This window comes from Mesorhizobium sp. M0909 (assembly GCF_040319515.1).
In the GTDB taxonomy this organism is placed as follows: domain Bacteria; phylum Pseudomonadota; class Alphaproteobacteria; order Rhizobiales; family Rhizobiaceae; genus Mesorhizobium.
The window spans coordinates 452,808-473,953 of sequence record NZ_JAMYOA010000001.1 but is presented as its reverse complement, the minus strand read 5'-3'; the positions used below and the strand labels follow the sequence as shown (position 1 = coordinate 473,953).

Sequence of the window (21,146 nt, the reverse complement as noted above, 5' to 3'; positions counted from 1 at the left end):
CTTATCGCTACCAGCGCACGAAAAGTCGTCCGCCGAGCGCCCCGAGCACGGCAAGGATGGCGACCGCAATCGTGTACCAGGTGGCGACGAAAAGCGGCGAATCGTCGAAGCAATGCGCCGCATAGAAGGTCGCCGCCAGCCCGCCGGCAAGCAGGCCCGCGGCCGCACCGGCAAGCACCGGCCTTGTCGGCGCGCCATGGCGCAGGACCGCGAGAAAGACGGCAAGCGGGCCGATCCCGATCAACGGAATGAAGGTCAGGCAGATGACCATGTTCGTCCCGACCAGGCGTGTGCCCCAGTCGGACGCAGGCACGGCGAAGAGTTCGAGAATCACGGCCGCAATCACCAGCAGCGGCGCAGCGATCATCCAGCTTGCCGCTCGGCGGGTCGATGCACCGGGCGTCGACAGCGCATGCACCATGGCAAAGGCGCTGGCCGAAAGAGCGATCGTGAAGACGAATTTGGACAGGAACCGCATCGTCTGCATGGCGATCGCAATGTCGGGGCGCGGGCCGATCGTCAGCCAGAAAACCGCGGCCGCGATCACCATGGCCGCACCGGCGGCAAGCCACCAGGCGGCGCCTAGCGGCAGCGCCTTGCTGCGGGCATCGGCATCGAGCGCCTTGATGAGATCTTCGGTCCTCATTTTTATTCCCGCCTCGCCCCGAACCGTTTGGCAATGGCGGCAAGCCCGCGGTGCAGTGACACCCGCACAGCCGTCTCGCTGATGCCGAATTTTGCCGCCGTCTCGCCGATCGAACGGCCTTCGACCGATACGGCCGAGACGACGGAACGCTGTGCCGGCGACAGGCTGTCGAGCGCCCGGTTGACGTCGCGCTCGCTCACCGTCTCCGATTCCGGCTCGGCAAAGGTCTCGGCGATTTCGTCGATCTCGACCTCGATCCGCCGGCCGCGCCGCCGGAACGCGTCGATCAGCTTGAAGCGGGCTATTGCATAGACCCAAGGCAGCACCGGCGCATTATCGCGCCAGGTATGTCGTTTCACATGAATGGCCAGCAAGGTTTCCTGCACGACATCCTCGGGATCCACCCCACCCTGCACGATCTTGCGCCGGGCAAAGCCACGAACGAGCGCGGCGATCCGGTGCAGAAAGTCGGCATAGGCCCTTTCGTCTCCGGCGATCGCGGCCCGCAGCAGCCGTGAAAGCTCGGCTTCGTCCTTGCCGCTCACAAGAGTTCACTCCCCGATATTCGCGTCTCGGCGCTGATTTGTTACGGGGCCGGCGAAATAATGTCCAAGGCAAATTAGCTGAGCATCACGAAAGTTTGGCCTTTTGAGCAATTGAGTGGGCCAGCAATGTTGACTGCGCTAGTCATGTATTGGTAGGTGCAGCGTGCCAAGCCAACGACCATCGAAATCGAGGACGACGCCATGAAATATGCTCTTTCCGCCCTTGCCGGTGCGACAGCACTTGCAATCAGCCTGATCGCCGGCCCGGCAATAGCAGAGGACGAGGGCATCGTCGTCTACAACGCCCAGCACGAAAACCTGACCAAGGCCTGGGCGGAGGGATTCACCAAGGAAACGGGCATCAAGGTTACCGTCCGCAATGGCGGCGACAGCGATTTCTCCAATCAGATCGTTGCGGAGGGCACCGCTTCGCCCGCCGATGTATTCCTGACGGAGAATTCGCCGGCCATGGCATTAGTCGAGGCGGCCGGCCTGTTCGCACCGGTCGACACCGAGACGCTGGCCCAGGTTCCGCAGGAGTACCAGCCGGCGAGCGGCAAATGGGTCGGCGTCGCGGCGCGCAGCACGGTCTTTGTCTACAACAAGACCAAGCTGGCCGCCGACCAGCTGCCCAAATCGCTTCTCGATCTCGCCGATCCGAGCTGGAAGGGCCGTTGGGCCGCTTCGCCCTCCGGCGCCGATTTCCAGGCGATCGTCAGCGCGTTTCTGCAGCTCAAGGGTGAGGCAGCGACGGCCGAATGGCTAAAGGCGATGAAGGAGAATTTTACCGCCTATAAGGGCAACAGCACGGTGATGAAGGCGGTCAATGCCGGCGAGGTCGAAGGCGGCGTGATCTATCACTATTACTATTACGGCGATCAGGCCAAGACCGGCGAGAACAGCAAGAATGTCGAGCTGCACTATTTCAAGCATCAGGATCCCGGTGCTTTCGTCTCAGTTTCCGGCGGTGGCGTGCTGGCCTCGAGCAAGCACCCGAAGGAAGCGCAGGCTTTCCTGAAATGGGTCACTGGCAAGGGTGGCCGGGACGTGCTGAAGACAGGCGATTCGTTCGAATACGCAGTCGGCAAGGGCGCCGAGTCCAATCCGAAGCTGGTGCCGCTGGCCGATCTGCAGGCGCCGAAAGTCGACCCGACGACGCTGAACTCGAAGAAGGTCACCGACCTGATGACGGCGGCCGGCTTGCTTTAGCCGGCGTTCGTCCTAAAAGGGCAACCGACTGCGCTCCTGTGGGAATTCGCTTTCCGCGGGAGCGCTCTGTTTTCAAGATGGCATTTGTCCATGACCACAAGCTGCTCGCCGCATTCGCCGACGATTGTTTCCGCCTTCGGGCGGAAACGGCACAACGTCTGATCTGATGCAGTCGGCGATCGATCTTGCACCTTCAGGCTTGCCAGCCGATACGACGGCCGTGCGGGCACGTCGTTGGTCGGTCTCATGGATTGCACTGGCTGCCGTCTTTGTTTCGCTTTTCGCGCTGCTGCCACTTGCCTTCATCGTCTGGGTGGCGGTGCAGACTGGCTGGGAAACCGTGGCGGCGCTGGTGTTCAGGCCGCGCGTCGGGGAACTTCTGGTCAACACCAGTCTGCTGGTGGTGCTGACCGTGCCGATTTCGATCGTGCTGTCGGTGGCGCTGGCCTGGCTGACCGAGCGCAGCGATCTGCCGGGGGCCCGCCTATGGGCCTGGTTGTCGGTGGCGCCGCTCGCCATTCCCGCCTTCGTCCACAGTTACGCCTGGATCACCATGGCGCCCAGACTGCACGGCCTGTGGGCCGGCGTGCTTGTGTCCATCATCGCTTATTTCCCGTTCCTCTATCTGCCGATAGCGGCGGCTTTGCGCCGGCTCGATCCCGCTCTCGAAGATGCAGCAGCGGCCCTCGGGCTTGGCCCATGGCGCGTGTTTCGGCGTGTCGTGCTGCCGCAGCTCCGACTCGCCATTTGCGGCGGCTCGCTGCTGGTCGGCCTGCACCTCCTGGCCGAATACGGCCTTTACGTTTTCATCCGCTTCGACACCTTCACCACCGCGATCGTCGACCAGTTTCAGTCGACCTTCAACGGTCCCGCCGCCAACATGCTGGCCGGCGTGCTGGTGACCTGCTGCCTTGTGCTGCTCGGGCTGGAGGTGCTGGTACGCGGCGAAGAGCGCTATGCCCGCGTCGGTTCGGGTGCTGCGCGCCAGCAGCAGCGCACGGGCCTTGGGCGCGCCACCATTCCTTGCCTGCTGCTGCCTGCCATTACCACGCTACTGGCGCTCGGCGTGCCGTTCGCCACCATCGGCCGCTGGCTCGTGGCCGGCGGCGCCAATGTCTGGCGGTTCGACGAGATCGGTCTGGCGCTTGGCCAGACGCTGTTCCTGGCGATTGCCGGCGCGCTGCTCGCCACCGTCGCGGCAATGCCGATGGCGTGGATCTCGATCCGCGCGCCGGGAAGGCTGCAACGCGTCCTGGAGGGCTGCAACTATATCGTCGGCGCGTTGCCTGGCGTCGTCATCGCGCTGGCGCTGGTCACCATCGCCGTGCGTATCGCCATGCCGCTCTACCAGACCCTGTTCACCATCCTGGTCGCCTATGCGCTGATGTTCCTGCCGCGCGCCCTGATTAGCCTCAGGGCGTCGATCGCACAGGCGCCAGTCGAGCTCGAACGCGCCGCCTCGAGCCTAGGCCGGTCGCCGCTCAAGGCGCTGTGGTCGACGACCATCCGCCTGTCGGCGCCGGGCGCCGCAGCCGGCATGGCGTTGGTCGCGCTGGGTATCATGAACGAATTGACCGCAACCCAGATGCTGGCACCCAACGGCACCCGCACGCTGGCCATGGCGTTCTGGTCCTATAGCGGCGAGATCGACTATGCGTCGGCGGCGCCTTATGCCCTGATCATGGTAGCGATGTCGCTGCCTTTGACCTGGCTGCTCTACGTCCAGTCGAAGCGGATGGCCGGGCGATGAGCTTTCTCGAGCTGAGCGGCATCCACAAGCACTACGGGCCTGTCGCAGCACTTGCCGGCGTCGACCTCAGCGTGGTCAGCGGCAGCCGTACGGCAATCGTCGGGCCATCCGGTTGCGGCAAGACCACCTTGCTGCGGCTGATCGCCGGCTTCGAGGCGCCGGACCAGGGCCGCATCGTGCTCGATGGCGAGGTGCTGGCCGATGGCGACACGGCCGTGCCGGCGCATCGCCGCGGCATCGGGCTGGTGGCGCAGGACGGCGCTCTGTTCCCGCATCTGAGCATCGCCGCCAATATCGGCTTCGGCATGGGGCGTCACGAGGAAAAGCGCAGTGAGCGCATCGCCGAGCTCGCCTATGTCGTCGGACTGGACAAAGGAATCCTGAGGCGCCGCCCGCATGAGCTCTCCGGCGGCCAGCAGCAGCGCGTCGCGCTCGCCCGCGCCATGGCCATGAAGCCGCGGCTGATGCTGCTCGACGAGCCGTTCTCGGCGCTCGACACCGGCCTGCGCGCCTCGATGCGCAAGGCCGTGGCCGAGCTCCTTGAAACCGCCGGCATCACCACCATCCTGGTCACCCATGATCAGGCCGAGGCGCTGTCATTCGCCAGCCAGGTCGCGGTGATGCGCGACGGCAAATTCTCGCAGGTCGGCACGCCGCGCGAGCTCTATTTCAGGCCGAAGGACAGGATGATCGCCGAGTTCCTCGGCGACGCCATCGTCTTGCCGGCCCGGATCGCTGATGGCTTCGCCACCTCGCCGCTCGGCCGCATCGCCGTCGACAGCACCGAGCGGCGCGACATCGCCCGTATCATGCTGCGGCCCGAGCAGGTGCTGCTGAAACGAACCTCGCGTGAAGGCATGTCCGGCACGCCGGACATGCTGTTCGGCGAGGTCACGGAATCCGAATTCGCGGGCTCGATGTGCACGATCGCCGTACGTCTCTTGAACAGCCCAGATCCGCCCGACGCCGCCGCCATCGGCAACACGCCATTGATCCTGCGCAAGCCGGGCATGGACGCGCCTGCGGTCGGCGAGATCGTGCGGCTGACCGTGTCGGGCAAGGCGCATGTGTTTGCCTGAACGGTTTTGCGCAAGGCCGATTTCAATCGACCCGTTTGCCCGCTTGATCGAACCAATGCAGCTTTTCGGACCTGGCCACGACGCGCAATCGGTCGCCTGGCTTGGCGCTGGCGCGGCCTGAGACGCGCACCACGATGCGGCTGCCGGCTGCCACGCAATGGAGAAAGCTTTCGGCACCGACCGGTTCGACCGCTTCCACTGTCGCCGGCAGCGCGAGCGCGCCGGCCGGCGCCTCTGCCGCGAAGGTGATATCGGCGTCCTCCGGACGAAAGCCCAGTGTCACCGCCTTGCCCTGTCGAGGCGCCAAGCCAATCACCGTACCGTCGGCCAATACCAAGCTTGGGGAGGCCCCTGTGAGCGCCAGCAGATTCATCGGCGGTGCGCCTATGAACGAAGCGACGAAGGTCGAGGCCGGTTTCTCGTACACATCAAGCGGCGCGCCGGTCTGCTCGACCAGTCCGGCGTTCATGACGACGAGGATGTCGGCCAGCGTCATCGCCTCAAGCTGGTCGTGCGTGACATAAACCGAGGTGACGCCAAGCGAGCGCTGCAGATTCTTGATCTCGATGCGCATCTGCCCGCGCAATTTCGCATCGAGGTTGGACAGTGGTTCGTCGAACAGGAAGACCTTCGGGTTGCGCACGATGGCGCGACCCATGGCGACGCGCTGGCGCTGACCGCCTGAAAGCTCGCGCGGGCGCCGGTCGAGCAGCGCCGAAAGCTCCAGCACCTTGGCCGTCGAGCGTACCCTGCTATCGATCTCGTCCTTCGGCGTGCCGCGGTTGCGCAGGCCATAGGCCATGTTGTCATAGACCTTCATATGTGGGTAGAGCGCGTAATTCTGGAACACCATGGCGATGTCGCGCTCCGTCGGGCCGATGGCGTTGACCTCCTTGCCGTCGATGGCGACTGTACCGGCCGAAATGGTCTCCAACCCGGCGATCATCCTCAGCAGCGTGGACTTGCCGCAACCTGACGGGCCGACCAGCACGCAAAGCTCCTTGTCAGGAATGGCGATTGAGACGCCCTTCACGGCTTCGACGCCGCTGGGATAGACCTTCTTCACGTCCTTCAGATCGACGGTCGCCATCAGAGTCTCACTTTTCGGATTCGACCAGGCCACGCACGAACCAGCGTTGCATCATCACCACGACGAGAATCGGCGGCACGATGGCCAGCATTGCCGTGACCATCACGAGGTGCCATTGGGTGTCGGCATCGGCGAAGGAAACCATCTTTCTCAGCGCGATGACGATGGTGTTCATGTCGTTGCTGTTGGTGACGAGCAGCGGCCAAAGATACTGCGTCCAGCCATAGATGAAGAGGATCACGAACAGCGCGGCGATGTTTGTCCGCGACAGCGGCAGGAGGATATCAAAGAAGAAGCGCCATGGCCCGGCACCGTCGACACGCGCCGCCTCGACCAATTCGCCCGGTATGGTCATGAAGAACTGGCGAAACAGCAGCGTTGCGGTGGCTGAGGCGATCAGCGGGACGATCAGGCCAGCATAGGTGTCGATCATGCCGAGATCGACCATCACCTTGTAGGTCGGCAGGATGCGCACCTCGACTGGAAGCATCAAGGTGATGAAGATCAGCCAGAAGAAGGTCATGCGCAGCGGAAAGCGAAAGAACACGATCGCGTAGGCCGACAGGATCGAGATGAAGATCTTTCCGACCGCAACGCCGAGCGCCATGATCGTGGTGTTGAGGAGCAGCCTGCCGACGCTGACCCCGCCGATACGGCCGATGCCGCCGAACAGCGCCTCACTGTAGTTGTTCCATAGCTGGCTGCCCGGCAAGAGCGGCAGCGGCGGCCTGAGGATCGTTTGCAGCGTGTGCGTCGAGGCCACGAAGGTGTAGTAGATCGGAAAAGCCACGATCAATATGCCGAGGATGAGCACGGCATGGGCGATGAAGGTGCGGAGCGAGGACTGGCCGATCATCGCTGCCCTCAGCCGTAGTGGACTTTGCGTTCCACATAGCGGAACTGGATCGCTGTGAGCGCGATGACGATGGCCATCAGGATGACCGACTGCGCCGCCGAGTCGCCCAGGATCAGATTGACGAAGCCGTCATTGTAGACCTTGTAGACCAGCGTCTCGGTCGTCTTGCCCGGCCCGCCGCCGGTGACGGCATGAACGATGCCGAACGTGTCGAACAGGGCATAGACGGTGTTGACGACCAGCAGGAAAAAGGTTGTCGGCGCAAGCAGCGGGAAGACGATGGTCCAGAAGCGCTTGGTTTCGCCGGCGCCGTCCATGGCCGCCGCTTCGATCAGCGTTTTCGGCACCGCCTGCAGGCCGGCGACGAAGAACAGGAAATTGTAGCTGATCTGCTTCCAGGCAGCCGCCGACACCAGCAGGATCATGGCGTGGGTGCCGTTGAGCAGTGGGTCCCAGGCAATGCCGAGGCTTCTCAGCAAATAGGCCAACGAGCCTATCGAAGGGTTGAACAGAAACAGCCACAGCATGCCGGCAATCGCGGGCGCCACAGCATAAGGCCATATCAACAGTGTGCGGTAGAGGCCTTTGCCGCGCACGGCCTTCTCGGCCATGACCGCGAGCAGCAGGGCCACAACCATGGCAACGATCGCGGTCGCAAGCGAGAACACCACCGTAACCTTGATCGAGTTGAGGTAGGCCGGATCGGCCAGCACCTTCCGGAAATTGGCAAACCAGACGAACCTGCTCTTCAGCCCGAACGGGTCTTGCCTGAGCATCGACTGGTAAAGCGCCTGACCGGCCGGCCAGTAGAAGAAAACCAGGGTGATGGCGAGCTGTGGCGCCACCAGCAGGTAGGGCAGGATCTTGTTGGGAAAGACGACGCGTGGAGACAGGCTGATTTCCCTCGCTATCCAGGCATCGCCCCCCCGCGCGCGCGTGGGCGATATTCCAACCGACTGACCGAGACGATCTCGTTAGTTGTCCAGGGCTTCCTTGATCGCGGCGTTGCCGCGCGCGACCGCATTGTCGAGCGCCTGCTGGGCGGTTTGCTGGCCGGCCAGCATCTTCTCCAGCTCCTCGTTCTGGATATCACGCACCTGCGGCAGATTGGGCAGACGCACGCCCTTCGAATTGTCGGTCGGCGACTTGCCGATCATCTGCAGGATGGGTGTCTCGCGGCCGGGGTTCTTGTCATAGAAGCCTGATTTCTTGGTCGCCTCGTACGCGGCGAGCGTCACAGGCAGGTATCCCGACTTCTGGTGCAGGTATTCCTGTACATCGGTCTTGGACAGATAGGCAAAGAAGGCGGCAACGCCCTTGTATTCCTCGTCCGACTTGTTGCCGAACACCCATAGGCTGGCACCGCCCGGCGTCGTGTTCTGCGGGGCACCCTTGGCGTCACTGTCGTAGGGAAGCTGGCCGATGCCATAGTTCATGCCGGACTTGACGATATCGCCGAGGCCGCCCGACGATTCGGTGAAGATGCCGCATTCGCCGGCGAGGAATATCTGCTTGGCTTCGGAGGTGCGTCCGCCATATTTGAACGTGCCGTCCTTGGCCAGGTCGGCGAGCGCCTGGAAGTGGTTGACGAAAATCGGCGCATTGATCTTGAGTTCGACGTCGCCGCCGGCCAGGCCATTCTGCTGGGTGGCCCAAGGCACGTCATTCCACGCCGCGAAATTCTCCAGATGGATCCAGGTCAGCCAGGTGGAGGTATAGCCGCAAGAGGCGGCGCCGCTCGTTTTGATCTTCTTGGCGGCTTCCCAAACCTCGTTCCAGGTCTTGGGCGGATTGTTCACGTCGAGGCCTGCCTTCTGGAAGATGTCCTTGTTGTAGTAGAGGATCGGCGAGGAGGAGTTGTAGGGGAAGGACAGCATGGTGCCGTCCGGCTTGGAATAATAGCCGACGATGCCGGGCAGATACTGGCTCTTGTCGAAAGTCATCCCGGCGCCGGTCATCACATCGGCCACCGGCTTTATCGCACCCTCGGCCGCCATCATCACGCCGGTGCCGACGTCGAACACCTGGAGGATATCGGGCGCTTGCCCGGCACGAAAGGCAGCGATGCCGGCATTCAGCGTCTCCGGATAGGTGCCCTTGAACACCGGAACGAGCTCATATTCGCTCTGGCTGGCGTTGAAATCCTTGGAGATCTTGGCGACGACCTCGGCGTTGGCGCCGGTCATGGCGTGCCACCAGCTGATCTGCGTGACGGCGAAGGCGGAGGTGGTGGAAAGCAGGGTCACGGTGGCGGCGATACCGGCCGCAAAGCCGAAGAACTTCATGTTTCATCTCCCGTTTGTCATTGGCGAAAGGGGCACCTCCGCAAAGGCAATATGTGGCGCTGATGACAATCGGACAATGGTTTTGTTGCCGATCAATGAACACCATTCCTTCCTAAAGTGCACTCGCTACCGAAACCGGGCGTCAGAAACGACATCACCGCCTTTTCGGCGCAGCGGCATCGGTTTTCCCCCGAAAAGACCCGCCTCATGGCCTACGGGTTAACTATTCGTTAAAATCTCCAAGAGCTAATCCGTCACACCTCCCTGTTAGTTTTGACCGAGTGAACCAGGATGCTGACGGTCTATAATTGTATCGTAAATCAGCACGACCTGAGACTGGTTGCGCTCGCCGCACTCGTCTGTGGAATTTCTTGTTTCTCTGCGGTTAATCTCCTTAAGCATGTCGGCCGATCGACCGAGCGAAACCGGCTTGTCTGGCTGATGATCGCTGCGGCCTCGACCGGGTTCGGCATATGGGCGACGCATTTCATCGCCATGACCGCGTTTACGCCGGGAATACCGAACGCATACAATCCGGGATTATCCGCCTTTTCGCTTGCCGCCGCCGTCATCCTGACCGCGCTTGGGATGTGGGTCGCCACCTTGCGGCGCGGCATCGACCATTTCCTCGTCGGTGGCGCCATTCTCGGCGGCGCCATCGCGACGATGCACTACATCGGCATGGCGGCTTTCGAGGTCGAAGGCCGGGTCGTATGGAACCTGCTCCTTGTCGCGATATCGCTTCTGGCCGGCGTGACCCTTGCGGCACTGGCGCTCCTGGTCGTCTTGCGCCGCCCGTCAGCGCTCTCGACTCTCGGCGGCGCCGCGCTTTTGACGCTGGCCATTTGCAGCTTGCATTTCATCGCGATGGCCGCGGTGTCGATCATTCCGGATTCCTCGATTGAAATATCCGAACATTCCATCGAGCCCATTTCCCAGGCCTTTGCCGCAGCGGTCGCCAGCCTTGTAATCCTTGTGCTGTCAGGTGCCGCGCTGTGGATCGATCTGCGCTTTCGCCACCAGAAGCTCGAGGCCGAGCGCATGCACGATCTCGCCAATGCGGCGGTGGAAGGTCTGATCGTTTGCGATGGCACCCGCATCGTCAGCGCCAATGACAGTATGGCGAAGCTGACCGGAACAGCGACAGCCACCCTGAACACGATGCAACTCGGCGAGCTTTTCGACGGACAGAGCGCAGCCGCTATGTCCGGCTTCGGCGAACAGGCGCAGGAAGCGACATTAAGGGGCAGCGACGGCGCGAGAATTCCTGTCGAGCTGATCGCCAGGAAGATCACCTACTGCGGCAGGCCTCATACGGTGCTTGCCGTTCGCGACATCCGTGAGCGCAAGAAAGCAGAAGAAGAGATCCTCCGCCTCGCGCATTTCGATCCGCTTACCGGGCTTGCCAATCGGCGGAGCTTTTCTTCCCGGCTGGAAGCAGAAGTCGCCTCGATGGATCGTGGCGGCAAGGATGGATATCTGGCGCTCCTGCTGCTTGACCTCGACCGGTTCAAGCAAGTCAACGACCTCTACGGCCACAGCGCCGGTGACGCGATGCTGCAGAAGCTCGCGCACTGCATCTCCGGCATCCCGCGCAACGGACAGATGCTCGCGCGTCTCGGCGGTGACGAATTTGCCATCATAGCTCCGAACCTCCCCGACCCCCTGGCCGCAGGCCGGATAGCCGAGGACTTGTTGGCGGCGATCCGCGAGGAAAACAGGGTTTCGGTCGGCTCCGGCCTCGTCTCGGCCAGCATCGGCATCGCCTTCTTTCCGCTGGATGCCGAAGACCAGGCCGGCCTGATCAGCCATGCCGACACGGCACTCCATCGCGCCAAAACCGAAGGCAGGGACACTTACCGGTTTTTCGAGATAGCCATGGGCACCGCGGCCCGCGACAAGCGCGTGATGGAGCATGAATTGCGCCAGGCCATCGCCCGCAAGGAGTTCCACCTCGTCTACCAGCCTCAGAAGGAAATCCGCGGCGGCAGGATGATCGGCTTCGAAGCCCTGGTCCGGTGGCAGCACCCTGAGCGGGGGGACATTTCTCCGGCTGTTTTCATCCCCGTGGCCGAGGACAGTGGCGCGATCGCCCAGATCGGCGACTGGGTGCTGACGACGGCTTGTAACGATGCTGCTCGCTGGACAAATCCGCTGATGGTCGCAGTCAACGTCTCCGCCGTGCAGCTTCACAATCCGAACTTCAGCCGCAAGGTGCATGACGCACTGGCGAGGTCCGGCCTGGCACCCGGCAGGCTGGAACTGGAGATCACCGAAACAGCCCTGGTGAAGGATATGCCCCGCGCGCTGGCAGCCTTGAGGCAGGTCAAGGCGCTTGGCGTGCATGTAGCGATGGACGATTTTGGCACCGGCTACTCTTCGCTGTCCAACCTTAGCGCCTTTCCCTTCGACAAGATCAAGATCGACGGGTCGTTCATCAAATCGGTCGACAAGAACGCCCAGTTCGCGGCGATCGTCCGCGCCGTGCTGGGGCTTGGACGCGGTCTCGGCCTACCGGTCCTTGCGGAAGGCATCGAGACGCCCGGTGAATTGCAGTTCCTGGACGCCGAGGCTTGCGAGATCGGGCAAGGCTATTACCTCGGCAAACCGGCTCCGATCGAGACGTTCGGCGAACTGACGGGCGTGGCTGCTCCGGCAATCCGCACAGCCAGCCGACGCGGCGCAAGCATTGCCGTGCTCAAGCCGCGCCTGCGCACGGTCTGAGCCTATCCCGGCTGAAGCGCCGCCTCGACCAGACGCTTGGCATCCGGCCCCGACCATTCGGCCGGGCCGTTCATATGGGCGATGAGGCAGCCTTGCCCATCGATCAGCATGGTGACGGGCAGACCTAGCGCCAGGCCGCGCATCTTGACGTCGTTGAACAGCGCCATCGTAGCATCGCGATAGTAGCCGAGCGACTTGACGCCGGTGTCCTCCAGGAATTTCTTCGGTTTGGCATCGTCGCCGGCATCGACGTTGACGGCAACAACCTGAAACGCATCGCTGCCCATCTCCTTCTGCAGCGCATCGAGCGCCGGCATTTCGGCGCGGCAAGGTGCACACCATGTCGCCCACAGATTGAGCAGCACCGTCTTGCCGGCATGATCGGCGATCGTCGTCGGCTTGCCGTCGGGGCCGTTGAAGGCAAGGCTTTTCAGCGATTGCGGCGGATCCGCCGGCAAAAGCGCGGCAACCTGGCCGGTAGCAGCGGCGGCGATCTTCTTGGCACGGTCGGTCTTGGCGACGCAGGCGGCGTCGTCCTTGCCGCCGCCGGCGGCCACTTGCGCGGGCGCCTTGTTGCCAGAACTGCTTTCCCTGACATATACCGCGACCGCGCCGGCCAGCACGCCCGCAACCAAAGCGGCGAGGATGAGACGCAAAGCCGGGAAGAATCTATTGCCGTCTGCCATTTTTTAAAAACTGCTCCGGAGCACGGGTTATAGCGATGAACGACAAGAAGGCCAGCAACCAGATGTGGGGCGGACGTTTTGCCTCGGGTCCGGCCGCAATCATGGAAGCGATCAACGCGTCGATCTCGTTCGACCGCAAACTCTATGCGCAGGATATTCGCGGCTCGATCGCCCATTGCCAGATGCTGGCGCAAACGGGCATTATTTCGGCGGCCGATCAAGAAAAAATCACTCACGGGCTGAACACGATCCTGGCAGAGATCGAGGCCGGCACATTCGAGTTCTCCACCAGGCTGGAAGACATCCACATGAATATCGAGGCCCGTCTGGCCGATTTGATCGGGCCCGCAGCTGGCCGCCTGCATACCGCCCGCTCGCGCAATGACCAGGTGGCGGTCGACCTCAGGCTGTGGGTCAAGGACGAGTGCTTTCGCGTCGCCGAGGCGCTGAAGGGGCTGATCACGGCGTTCCTAGATCGCGCCGAGGAGCATGCGGCAACGGTGATGCCGGGCTTCACCCACATGCAGGCGGCGCAGCCGGTGACCTTCGGCCATCACTGCATGGCCTATGTCGAGATGTTTGCGCGCGACCTGTCTCGCGTCCGCGATGCGATTGAGCGTATGGATGAAAGCCCGCTCGGCGCTGCCGCCCTTGCCGGCACCAGCTTTCCGATTGACAGGCACGAGACAGCGAAGGCGCTTGGCTTCCGCGAGCCGATGCGCAATTCCCTCGACAGCGTTTCGGATCGCGATTTCGCGCTCGAGTTCCTGGGCGTAGCAGCGATCTGCGCGACGCATCTGTCGCGACTGGCTGAAGAGATCATCATCTGGTCGACGCCGCAATTCGGCTTCGTCAGGCTGTCGGATAGTTTCTCGACGGGTTCGTCGATCATGCCGCAGAAGAAGAATCCCGACGCTGCCGAACTGGTGCGCGGCAAGACCGGCCGCGTCACCGGGCACCTCGTCGGCTTGCTGACAGTAATGAAGGGCATGCCGCTGACCTATGGCAAGGACATGCAGGAAGACAAGGAATCCGTCTTCGACGCGGCCGAGACGCTCGACCTGATGCTGGCGGCAATGACCGGCATGGTGCGCGACATGACAGTGAACACCGCGGCGATGAAAAAGGCGGCCGGCGCCGGCTATTCGACTGCGACCGACCTCGCCGACTGGCTGGTGCGCACGCTCGGCCTGCCGTTCCGCGAGGCGCACCATATCACTGGCCGGGCGGTGGCGCTGGCCGACGACAGGAAGATCGGGCTCGACAGGCTTTCGCTGGAGGATCTGCAGTCCATTCACCCCGGTATCAGCGCCGACGTGTTTTCGGTCCTTGCCGTGCAGAATTCTGTAAAGAGCCGCACGAGCTTCGGCGGCACCGCGCCGTCCGAGGTGCGCAAGCAGATCCGCTACTGGAAAAAGCGGCTCGCCAAGGCCTAAGACGTGGGGTGCAATGGCCGCAAAACTCGGCTAGAAGCGGCTGCGGGCAACAGTTTCGGACGGATGGCACGATGACCGGAAGCAGGATTTTGGTGACGCTGACGCTGTTGGCAGCAATGGCCACCGTTGCGGCCTGCGGCAGGAAGGCTGCGCTCGATACGCCCTACGCAGCAGCCGTGCAGGCCCGCAAGGACGCCGAGAAGGCCAAGCAACCTTTGCCGCCGGAACCGGAAAAACCTGTTGAGGACAAGAAATTCATCCTCGACCCGCTGCTCTGATTTTTCGGACCAATCTCGTGAACCATTTCGACTACCGCGACGGCGCGCTGCATGCAGAGGACGTGGCGATATCAGACATCGCCGCCAGCGTCGGCACGCCGTTCTATTGTTATTCGACGGCGACGCTGACCAGGCATTTTCGCGTCTTCACAGAGGCCTTTGCCGGGCTCGACGCCCTCGTCTGCTATGCCATGAAGGCGAATTCGAACCAGGCCGTGCTGAAGGTGTTGGCAAGACTCGGCGCCGGCGCCGACGTGGTCTCGGAGGGCGAATTGCGCCGCGCTTTGGCGGCCGGCATTCCGGCAAGCAAGATCCTGTTTTCGGGCGTCGGCAAGACCGGGCGCGAAATGGATTTTGCGCTCTCGGCCGGCATTCTCTGTTTCAACGTCGAATCCGAACCGGAGCTGGAGCTGCTGTCGGCCCGCGCGACCGCGCTGGGCAAGATCGCGCCGATCTCGCTGCGCATCAATCCGGATGTCGACGCCAGGACGCACAACAAAATTTCGACTGGGAAGGCCGAGAACAAGTTCGGCATTCCCTGGCAGCAGGCACGAAAGGTTTATGCCCGCGCGGCTGAGCTGCCGGGCATCAAGGTCACCGGCATAGACACCCATATCGGCAGCCAGATCACCGAATTGCAGCCCTTCGACGAGGCCTTTGCGCTGCTGGTGGAGCTGGTCGGCGCCCTGCGCTCCGACGGTCATGCCATCGAGCACATCGATGTCGGCGGCGGCCTTGGCATTCCCTACCGCGTCGACAACAACCCGCCGCCTTTGCCCGATGCCTATGCCCGGATCGTCAGAAAGCATGTCGCCGAGCTCGGGCTGAAAGTGATGTTCGAGCCAGGCCGGCTGATCGTCGGCAATGCCGGCATCCTGGTCTCGGCGGTGATCTTCGTGAAGGAGGGCGACGCCAAGAACTTCCTCGTCGTCGACGCCGCGATGAACGACCTGATCCGGCCGACGCTTTACGACGCTTTCCACGACATCAAGCCGGTGGCGCAGCAGCCGGCCGCAGCACCGCGCATGAAGGTCGATGTCGTCGGCCCGGTTTGCGAGACCGGCGACTATCTCGGGCTCGACCGTGACCTGCCCCGGCTGAAATCCGGCGACCTGATCGCTGTCGCCACCGCCGGCGCCTATGGCGCCGTCCAGGCCGGCACCTACAATACCAGGCTGCTGGTACCGGAAGTGCTGGTCGACGGCGACCGCTTCCACGTTGTGCGCCCGCGCCAGACCTATGACGAGCTGATCGGACTGGATTCGGTGCCGGACTGGTTGGAGTAGAACTCTGCAGCTACAGGCGGTGCTGAATGAGCGCCCTGGCTTCGGCGATCCTGTTCTCGTTCCGGCGATAGAATGTCCACTGCTTGATGCGCTTGCTGCGCAAAAGCCCTGCCTGGGTGAGCACACGCATATGTTCGCTGAGCGTCGCCTGGGTGATCCCCAGCTTTTCCGCGATCAGCAGCGCGCAGACTCCGTCGTCGACCAGATCGCCGTCCGCCTGCGGCGGAAAATGCGCGCGCGGGTCCTTGAGCCAATCGAGGATCTGCAGCCTGCGCTCGTTGGCAATCGCTTTGAAGACATCGACCTCTTGCATTTAGCTACTTTGCCAAGTTACTAAGTAATGTCAACTCTGAATGTCAGCCCTGGGAGTGAATGCATGCTGCACGGCCACACGATCACACGCGAGCGCATTGCGGCGATGGAACCACGCATCCGGCCCTTCGTGCGCCACACGCCGGTGCTGCGCGTCGACATGGCCGATTTCGGCCGTCCGCCTCTGCCGGTCGACCTGAAGCTTGAGTGCTTGCAGCATTCCGGCTCGTTCAAGGCGCGTGGTGCGTTCACCAATCTCCTCGAACGGCCGGTTCCTGCGGCCGGCGTCGTCGCCGCATCGGGCGGCAATCACGGCGCCGCCGTCGCCTATGCCGCCATGCGACTCGGCCACAAGGCGACCATCTTTGTTCCCGAAGTGAGCCCGCAGGCCAAGCTGGACCGCATCCGCGGCTACGGCGCCGAGCTGATCGTCGGCGGCGCCCGTTATGCCGAGGCGCTGGCCGCCAGCGAGAGCTTCGCCGAAAAATCCGGCGCCCTGCAGATCCACGCCTTCAACCAGGAGGAGACGCTGGTCGGGCAGGGCACGCTCGGCCTCGAAATCGAGGCCGACCTGCCGGAGCTCGACACCCTGCTGGTCGCTGTCGGCGGCGGCGGCCTGATCGGCGGCATCGCCGCCTGGTTTTCCGGCCGCATCAGGATCATCGCGGTCGAGCCGGAGGGTGCGCCGACGCTTCATCGCGCGTTCGCGGCGGGCCGACCCGTCGACGCGCCGGCTGAGGGCGTCGCCGCCGATTCGCTCGCGCCAAAGCGTGTCGGCGAAATGATGTTTCCTATCGCCGAGGCATTCGTCGAGCGCTCGATCCTGGTCGGCGACGACGACATTGTCGCCGCCCAGGCGGCGCTGTGGGACCGCGTGCGAATCATCTCCGAGCCGGGCGGTGCGGCCGCCTTCGCGGCGCTCCTGTCCGGCCGCTACACACCGGCTAGAGGCGAGCGCGTTGCCGTACTGGTCTGCGGCGCAAACGCCAATCCGGCGAAATTCTGACAATATCCGGGGCATTATTGTTCACGTTTTGGGGAACCGCCTCGCCTTCGCCGTGTTTGTTGGTATCCTTGGGGCGATGTGCATCCGCTTGGACGCACGAAGTACGCGCTAAGATTTTAGGTCTTCGCATCGTGCTTCCCGGAAATCGACTTTTCGGGCCCATGCGATAGACTCGTGAGGCCTGGGCTATCCCGCCCGGCCAGGAAGGGCCGATGACGCAACGACCCATTTTCACCAGCGATCGCAGTCTGGCCAGGCGCCTTGCCTTGAGCCGGCTGGGGACGCAGGTCTCGATAATCGTCGAACGCGGCTGGCCATTGCTGCTGCCGCTGATCATCGTCGCCAGCCTGTTCCTCAGCATTTCGTGGCTCGGCCTGTTCCCATTTTTGCCCGATCTGGCGCGGATCGGTCTTATCACGGCATTCGGCGTCGCAGCGCTTGCCGCACTCTATCCGCTGCGTTTCTTCCGCACGCCATCCAGTGCCGAGGTCGACCGCCGCATCGAGGCGGCCAACCGATTGCTGCACAGCCCGGTGCAGGTCCAGACCGATCGCCCGAGCGGCAAGGAAAGCATTTTTTCGCAAGCACTGTGGCGCGAGCATCAGCGGCGCATGGCGGACCGGCTGGGCGAGCTTGGCGGCGACGTGCCGCGCACACGCGTGCCGGAACGCGACCCGTGGGCGTTGCGCGCCGTTGCCGCGCTTTTGTTGGTCACTGCCTTTGCCTTCTCCTTCGGGCCGTCGGGCGGCAGGCTGGGCGACGGCTTTGTTGCCCGTGCCGCCCGCGACGTCGTGCCGCCGCGCATTGATGCCTGGGTGACGCCGCCGGCCTATACCGGCAGGCCGCCGATATTCCTGAACGCCCCAGTCCTTGCCAACAACGCCACTCAAACGGCGCCGACCTTCACCGTTCCGGAGGGCAGCGATGTGTCGCTGCGCGTCACCGGCGGTTCGGGCGAGGAAACGCTGAGTTACGCCGACACCGGCGGCAACACCCGCGCCATCGATCCGACCGGGCCGCAAGCCGCCAAGACTGAGGCAGCTCCGGCAACGCCTTCCACCGTGCGCCAGTTCAGCGGCAAGTTGACGGCCGACGGCACGCTGACGCTGCAGTCCGGCGACGGCGAGCTCGGCCGCTGGGCCTTCGCCATAATTCCCGACAAGCCGCCGCAGATCCGCTTTGTCGGCGAGCCGAAGCGCGCCGTCAACGGCGCCTTCGAACTCAACTACCAGATCGACGACGACTATGGCGCGGCCTCCGCCAAGGCGGTTTTCGCATTGGCCGATCCGCAGGCACCCAACGCGCATCCGCTCTATGGCCCGCCGGAAATGCCGCTGACGTTGCCGCGCCGCGGCGGGAAGGCGAATGCCGCTAAGACGACGAAGGACCTGACCGACCATGTCTGGGCCGGTGGCAACGTCAAGCTGTCGCTTGTCGCCACCGACGGTGCCGGACACACGGCGACCAGCGAAACCAAGACGCTGGTGATGCCGGAGCGGCCATTCTCCAACCCGTTGGCGCGGGCTGTTGTCGAGCAGCGCCGCATGCTGGCGCTCGACGCCTATGCCAAGGACCGGGTGCTCGACCTGATGGATGCGATCACGCTCAGGCCCGAAGACACGTTCGACAACATGACGCACTACCTCGCCATCATGAGCGCCCGCACCCGGCTGAAGATGGCCGACAGCGACGACCAGTTGCGCGACGAGGTCGCCTACCTCTGGGAGATCGCGCTCGGCATCGAGGAAGGCAATCTGTCGGCGGCCGAGAAGCGGCTGCGCCAGGCGCAGCAGGCGCTGCAGGATGCGATCAAGAACGGCGCCAGCGACCAGGAGATCGAGAAGGCGATGAAGGAACTGCGCGAGGCGATGAACCAGTTCCTGCAGGAATTCGCGGCGCGGGCGCAGCAGAATCCGAATGCGCCACAGATGCAGCAGAACGGCCGGGAACTGCGCCAGAGCGACATCGACCGCATGATGGACCAGATCGAGAACCTGGCGAAATCCGGCAATCGCGACCAGGCGCAGCAATTGCTGTCTGAGCTGCAGGACATGATGAACAATCTGCAGGCAGGCCGCCAGCAACAAGGCGGTCAGCAGGACAGCGAGATGCGTCAGCAGATGGATAAGCTGGGCGAGATCATGCGGCGCCAGCAGGAGATGATGAACGACACCTTCCGCATGGACCAGATGCAGCGTGGCCAGCAACAGCGCGGGCAGAACCGCGACGAGCAGCTCGGCGAGAACGGTGAGCCGGGCCCGATGGACGAACAGGGCAAGCCCGGCCTGGGCGACGACCGCGATCCGCTCGGCCGGCCGGGGCAGATGACGCCGCAGGAATTCGCCGATGCGATGAAGCAGTTGCAGGAAGGCCAGGGCAAGCTGCAGAGCGAGCTCGATCAATTGAGGAAGAGCCTCGAAGGCATGGGCCTCGACCCCAATGAGGGGTTTGGCGAGGCCGGCAAATCCATGGGCAATGCCGAACAGGCGCTCGGCGAGGGCGAAGGCGACCAGGCCGTCGGTCACCAGGGCCGCGCATTGGAAGCCTTGCGCAGGGGCGCCAAGGACATGATGAAGCAATTGCAGGCGATGCAAGGCGACCAGGGCGGCAACGGCCAGGGCGGACGACAGCAGAATGCCGACCGTGACCCGCTCGGGCGGCCCCGCACCAGCGAGGGTCCCGATGACGGGAGTTCGGTGAGAGTGCCTGACGAGATCGACGTGCAGCGTGCCCGCCAAATCCTCGAAGCGATCCGCAAGCGGCTCGGCAATGCACTCAGCCCCGATATCGAGCGCAGCTATCTGGAGCGGCTGCTGGAGCTGAAGTAAGGCTGCCTGTATTCGGAAGATCGCCGCGCGCGGTCCGTGGTGGCCGCCACCGCCGGACCGAGCGGCATTCTTTAACGGTTGGTGAAAGCCTCGCGGATCGCCTCTTCCATGCCGTCGATGGCCTCGCCGGAAGCGTTCGGGTTGCGCCGCAGCACCACGTTCGAGGAATCGATGTCGCCGAACCCGTCGGCGGTCGTAAGCTCGCGGCAGCCGGCCGGGATGTTGCTGCGCGAGATCGGCGCAATCGCCAGCCCGGAGGTGACGGCGAGCCGCAGGCCGCCATTGGTATCGCTGGTGTAGGCGACACGATAGGCGAGATCGCGCTGTTCCAGCGACTTTATCGCGAAATCCTTGCACCAACCGGCACGGTTGTAGAGCGCGATCGGCACCGGCCGCTCCTCATGCATGTGATGCAGCTCTGACGTCACCCATACGGTCGGGTCATGCATCAGCACCTCACCGCCCAACAGATCCTGCCATTCGAACACCACCGCCAGATCGAGCTCGCCAGCGGCGAGCGCCGCGATCTGCGCACCGGAATGCGCGTAGCGGACGGTGATGTCGACCTGAGGATGGCGCTTGGCAAAGGCGCCGAGCGCGCGCGACAGGATCGCGTGGCCATATTCCTCCGGGATACCGATGCGCACCGGCCCGCCAAGCGGCGCCGCGACCATCGATGCCGCCGTCTCGTCGAGCAGTGAAACGATGCGCCTGGCGTTGGCGATGAGCTCGCCGCCGCGCCGTGTCAGCGCCACACCGCGCGAGCCGCGCTCGAACAGGCTGTCGCCGATCATGCCTTCAAGCTTCTTCATCTGCATCGAGACCGCCGACTGGGTGCGGCCGGCCCGCTCCGCCGCCTTGGTGAAATTGCCACTGTCGGCGACCGCCACGAAGGTTCGCAACAGGTCGCTGTCGAGATTGGGTCGCATGTGCCCGCCATAAGAAAATCTGATTGCTGGCATCATTCCAATTCGTTTGCAACATGTCAAACGGCGGACGATAGTTCGCCTTACCCATTGGATATGCGTCCGCGAAATCGGCCGCGGACCAATCAAAAGTCCTCACTCGTACCCGCTGCCCGAAATGGCGGCGGGTTCTTTTTACCCGGATGCAGGCCTGCGTTCGGCCGC

At 63.5% G+C, this 21,146-nt stretch carries 18 protein-coding genes; 9 read left to right on the top strand and 9 right to left on the bottom strand.

Annotated elements, in window-relative coordinates:
* Nucleotides 1-7 precede the first annotated feature (7 nt).
* Entirely contained in the window at nucleotides 8-646 is a 639-nt protein-coding gene (locus tag NKH83_RS02465; RefSeq protein ID WP_352801936.1) for an NrsF family protein, read from the bottom strand.
* A 2-nt stretch (nucleotides 647-648) separates the two neighbouring features.
* Nucleotides 649-1,191 carry a sigma-70 family RNA polymerase sigma factor gene (locus NKH83_RS02460; protein WP_254816670.1) on the bottom strand — a complete coding sequence of 181 codons (543 nt, stop codon included), beginning with the start codon at nucleotides 1,189-1,191 and terminating at the stop codon, nucleotides 649-651.
* 201 nt (nucleotides 1,192-1,392) lie between these two features.
* Between NKH83_RS02460 and NKH83_RS02455 the strand changes: the two genes are divergently transcribed.
* The 3 genes from NKH83_RS02455 (at nucleotide 1,393) to NKH83_RS02445 (ending at nucleotide 5,229) form a co-directional block, all read left to right on the top strand.
* The gene (locus NKH83_RS02455; protein ID WP_352801933.1) at nucleotides 1,393-2,400 is read left to right on the top strand and encodes an iron ABC transporter substrate-binding protein; all 1,008 of its coding nucleotides are present in this window, start codon (nucleotides 1,393-1,395) and stop codon (nucleotides 2,398-2,400) included.
* 166 nt (nucleotides 2,401-2,566) lie between these two features.
* On the top strand, nucleotides 2,567-4,150 hold the full coding sequence (locus NKH83_RS02450; RefSeq protein WP_352801931.1) for an ABC transporter permease: 1,584 nt from the start codon (nucleotides 2,567-2,569) through the stop codon (nucleotides 4,148-4,150).
* Nucleotides 4,147-5,229 carry an ABC transporter ATP-binding protein gene (locus NKH83_RS02445; RefSeq protein ID WP_352801928.1) on the top strand — a complete coding sequence of 361 codons (1,083 nt, stop codon included), beginning with the start codon at nucleotides 4,147-4,149 and terminating at the stop codon, nucleotides 5,227-5,229. Before NKH83_RS02450 ends, NKH83_RS02445 begins: the two co-directional genes overlap by 4 nt.
* A 22-nt stretch (nucleotides 5,230-5,251) precedes the next feature.
* Here NKH83_RS02445 and ugpC read toward each other — a convergent pair whose 3' ends face one another.
* The 4 genes from ugpC to ugpB form a co-directional block, all read right to left on the bottom strand.
* Complete coding sequence (gene ugpC, locus NKH83_RS02440) at nucleotides 5,252-6,319, bottom strand: sn-glycerol-3-phosphate ABC transporter ATP-binding protein UgpC (RefSeq protein WP_352801926.1); 1,068 nt, start codon at nucleotides 6,317-6,319, stop codon at nucleotides 5,252-5,254.
* Nucleotides 6,320-6,326: 7 nt separating this feature from the next.
* Nucleotides 6,327-7,175 (bottom strand): sn-glycerol-3-phosphate ABC transporter permease UgpE, encoded by an 849-nt coding sequence (ugpE, locus tag NKH83_RS02435; RefSeq protein ID WP_352801924.1) that lies wholly within the window; start codon nucleotides 7,173-7,175, stop codon nucleotides 6,327-6,329.
* Nucleotides 7,176-7,183: 8 nt separating this feature from the next.
* Nucleotides 7,184-8,068 (bottom strand): sn-glycerol-3-phosphate ABC transporter permease UgpA, encoded by an 885-nt coding sequence (gene ugpA, locus NKH83_RS02430; RefSeq protein ID WP_352483564.1) that lies wholly within the window; start codon nucleotides 8,066-8,068, stop codon nucleotides 7,184-7,186.
* 81 nt (nucleotides 8,069-8,149) lie between these two features.
* On the bottom strand, nucleotides 8,150-9,460 hold the full coding sequence (ugpB, locus tag NKH83_RS02425) for a sn-glycerol-3-phosphate ABC transporter substrate-binding protein UgpB (RefSeq protein WP_352476282.1): 1,311 nt from the start codon (nucleotides 9,458-9,460) through the stop codon (nucleotides 8,150-8,152).
* A 291-nt stretch (nucleotides 9,461-9,751) separates the two neighbouring features.
* On the opposite strand from ugpB, the gene NKH83_RS02420 reads away from it, so the two are divergent.
* Complete coding sequence (locus NKH83_RS02420) at nucleotides 9,752-12,184, top strand: bifunctional diguanylate cyclase/phosphodiesterase (RefSeq protein ID WP_352801921.1); 2,433 nt, start codon at nucleotides 9,752-9,754, stop codon at nucleotides 12,182-12,184.
* A 2-nt stretch (nucleotides 12,185-12,186) separates the two neighbouring features.
* Here NKH83_RS02420 and tlpA read toward each other — a convergent pair whose 3' ends face one another.
* Complete coding sequence (tlpA, locus tag NKH83_RS02415; protein WP_352649323.1) at nucleotides 12,187-12,870, bottom strand: thiol:disulfide interchange protein TlpA; 684 nt, start codon at nucleotides 12,868-12,870, stop codon at nucleotides 12,187-12,189.
* Between the two features lie 35 nt (nucleotides 12,871-12,905).
* Between tlpA and argH the strand changes: the two genes are divergently transcribed.
* From argH to lysA, 3 genes are all read left to right on the top strand, one after another.
* Complete coding sequence (gene argH, locus NKH83_RS02410; protein ID WP_352649322.1) at nucleotides 12,906-14,306, top strand: argininosuccinate lyase; 1,401 nt, start codon at nucleotides 12,906-12,908, stop codon at nucleotides 14,304-14,306.
* Between the two features lie 71 nt (nucleotides 14,307-14,377).
* The gene (locus NKH83_RS02405) at nucleotides 14,378-14,584 is read left to right on the top strand and encodes a hypothetical protein (RefSeq protein ID WP_023677931.1); all 207 of its coding nucleotides are present in this window, start codon (nucleotides 14,378-14,380) and stop codon (nucleotides 14,582-14,584) included.
* A 17-nt stretch (nucleotides 14,585-14,601) separates the two neighbouring features.
* Nucleotides 14,602-15,870, top strand: a complete 1,269-nt coding sequence (gene lysA, locus NKH83_RS02400; protein ID WP_352476278.1) for a diaminopimelate decarboxylase — start codon at nucleotides 14,602-14,604, stop codon at nucleotides 15,868-15,870.
* Nucleotides 15,871-15,880: 10 nt separating this feature from the next.
* Here lysA and NKH83_RS02395 read toward each other — a convergent pair whose 3' ends face one another.
* Nucleotides 15,881-16,183: an ArsR/SmtB family transcription factor gene (locus NKH83_RS02395; RefSeq protein WP_352649321.1), complete on the bottom strand. Its 303-nt coding sequence runs from the start codon at nucleotides 16,181-16,183 to the stop codon at nucleotides 15,881-15,883.
* Nucleotides 16,184-16,246: 63 nt separating this feature from the next.
* Here NKH83_RS02395 and NKH83_RS02390 point away from each other — a divergent pair, with 63 nt between their 5' ends.
* Entirely contained in the window at nucleotides 16,247-17,188 is a 942-nt protein-coding gene (locus NKH83_RS02390; protein ID WP_352801917.1) for a threonine/serine dehydratase, read from the top strand.
* 212 nt (nucleotides 17,189-17,400) lie between these two features.
* Entirely contained in the window at nucleotides 17,401-20,016 is a 2,616-nt protein-coding gene (locus NKH83_RS02385) for a TIGR02302 family protein (RefSeq protein WP_352801916.1), read from the top strand.
* A 71-nt stretch (nucleotides 20,017-20,087) separates the two neighbouring features.
* Here the strand turns inward: NKH83_RS02385 and NKH83_RS02380 are convergent, their stop codons facing one another.
* Complete coding sequence (locus tag NKH83_RS02380) at nucleotides 20,088-20,945, bottom strand: LysR family transcriptional regulator (protein WP_352505097.1); 858 nt, start codon at nucleotides 20,943-20,945, stop codon at nucleotides 20,088-20,090.
* Between the last annotated feature and the right edge of the window lie 201 nt (nucleotides 20,946-21,146).

What these genes read in the sequence shown, in the direction of transcription:
- NKH83_RS02385 (WP_352801916.1), top strand. Translation starts at nt 17,401, where the DNA reads ATGACGCAACGACCCATTTTCACCAGCGATCGCAGTCTGGCCAGGCGC.
- ugpC (WP_352801926.1), bottom strand. Translation starts at nt 6,319, where the DNA reads ATGGCGACCGTCGATCTGAAGGACGTGAAGAAGGTCTATCCCAGCGGC.
- NKH83_RS02445 (WP_352801928.1), top strand. Translation starts at nt 4,147, where the DNA reads ATGAGCTTTCTCGAGCTGAGCGGCATCCACAAGCACTACGGGCCTGTC.
- ugpB (WP_352476282.1), bottom strand. Translation starts at nt 9,460, where the DNA reads ATGAAGTTCTTCGGCTTTGCGGCCGGTATCGCCGCCACCGTGACCCTG.
- NKH83_RS02380 (WP_352505097.1), bottom strand. Translation starts at nt 20,945, where the DNA reads ATGCGACCCAATCTCGACAGCGACCTGTTGCGAACCTTCGTGGCGGTC.
- NKH83_RS02465 (WP_352801936.1), bottom strand. Translation starts at nt 646, where the DNA reads ATGAGGACCGAAGATCTCATCAAGGCGCTCGATGCCGATGCCCGCAGC.
- NKH83_RS02390 (WP_352801917.1), top strand. Translation starts at nt 16,247, where the DNA reads ATGCTGCACGGCCACACGATCACACGCGAGCGCATTGCGGCGATGGAA.
- argH (WP_352649322.1), top strand. Translation starts at nt 12,906, where the DNA reads ATGAACGACAAGAAGGCCAGCAACCAGATGTGGGGCGGACGTTTTGCC.
- ugpE (WP_352801924.1), bottom strand. Translation starts at nt 7,175, where the DNA reads ATGATCGGCCAGTCCTCGCTCCGCACCTTCATCGCCCATGCCGTGCTC.
- NKH83_RS02420 (WP_352801921.1), top strand. Translation starts at nt 9,752, where the DNA reads ATGCTGACGGTCTATAATTGTATCGTAAATCAGCACGACCTGAGACTG.
- NKH83_RS02395 (WP_352649321.1), bottom strand. Translation starts at nt 16,183, where the DNA reads ATGCAAGAGGTCGATGTCTTCAAAGCGATTGCCAACGAGCGCAGGCTG.
- NKH83_RS02450 (WP_352801931.1), top strand. Translation starts at nt 2,567, where the DNA reads ATGCAGTCGGCGATCGATCTTGCACCTTCAGGCTTGCCAGCCGATACG.
- tlpA (WP_352649323.1), bottom strand. Translation starts at nt 12,870, where the DNA reads ATGGCAGACGGCAATAGATTCTTCCCGGCTTTGCGTCTCATCCTCGCC.
- NKH83_RS02405 (WP_023677931.1), top strand. Translation starts at nt 14,378, where the DNA reads ATGACCGGAAGCAGGATTTTGGTGACGCTGACGCTGTTGGCAGCAATG.
- NKH83_RS02455 (WP_352801933.1), top strand. Translation starts at nt 1,393, where the DNA reads ATGAAATATGCTCTTTCCGCCCTTGCCGGTGCGACAGCACTTGCAATC.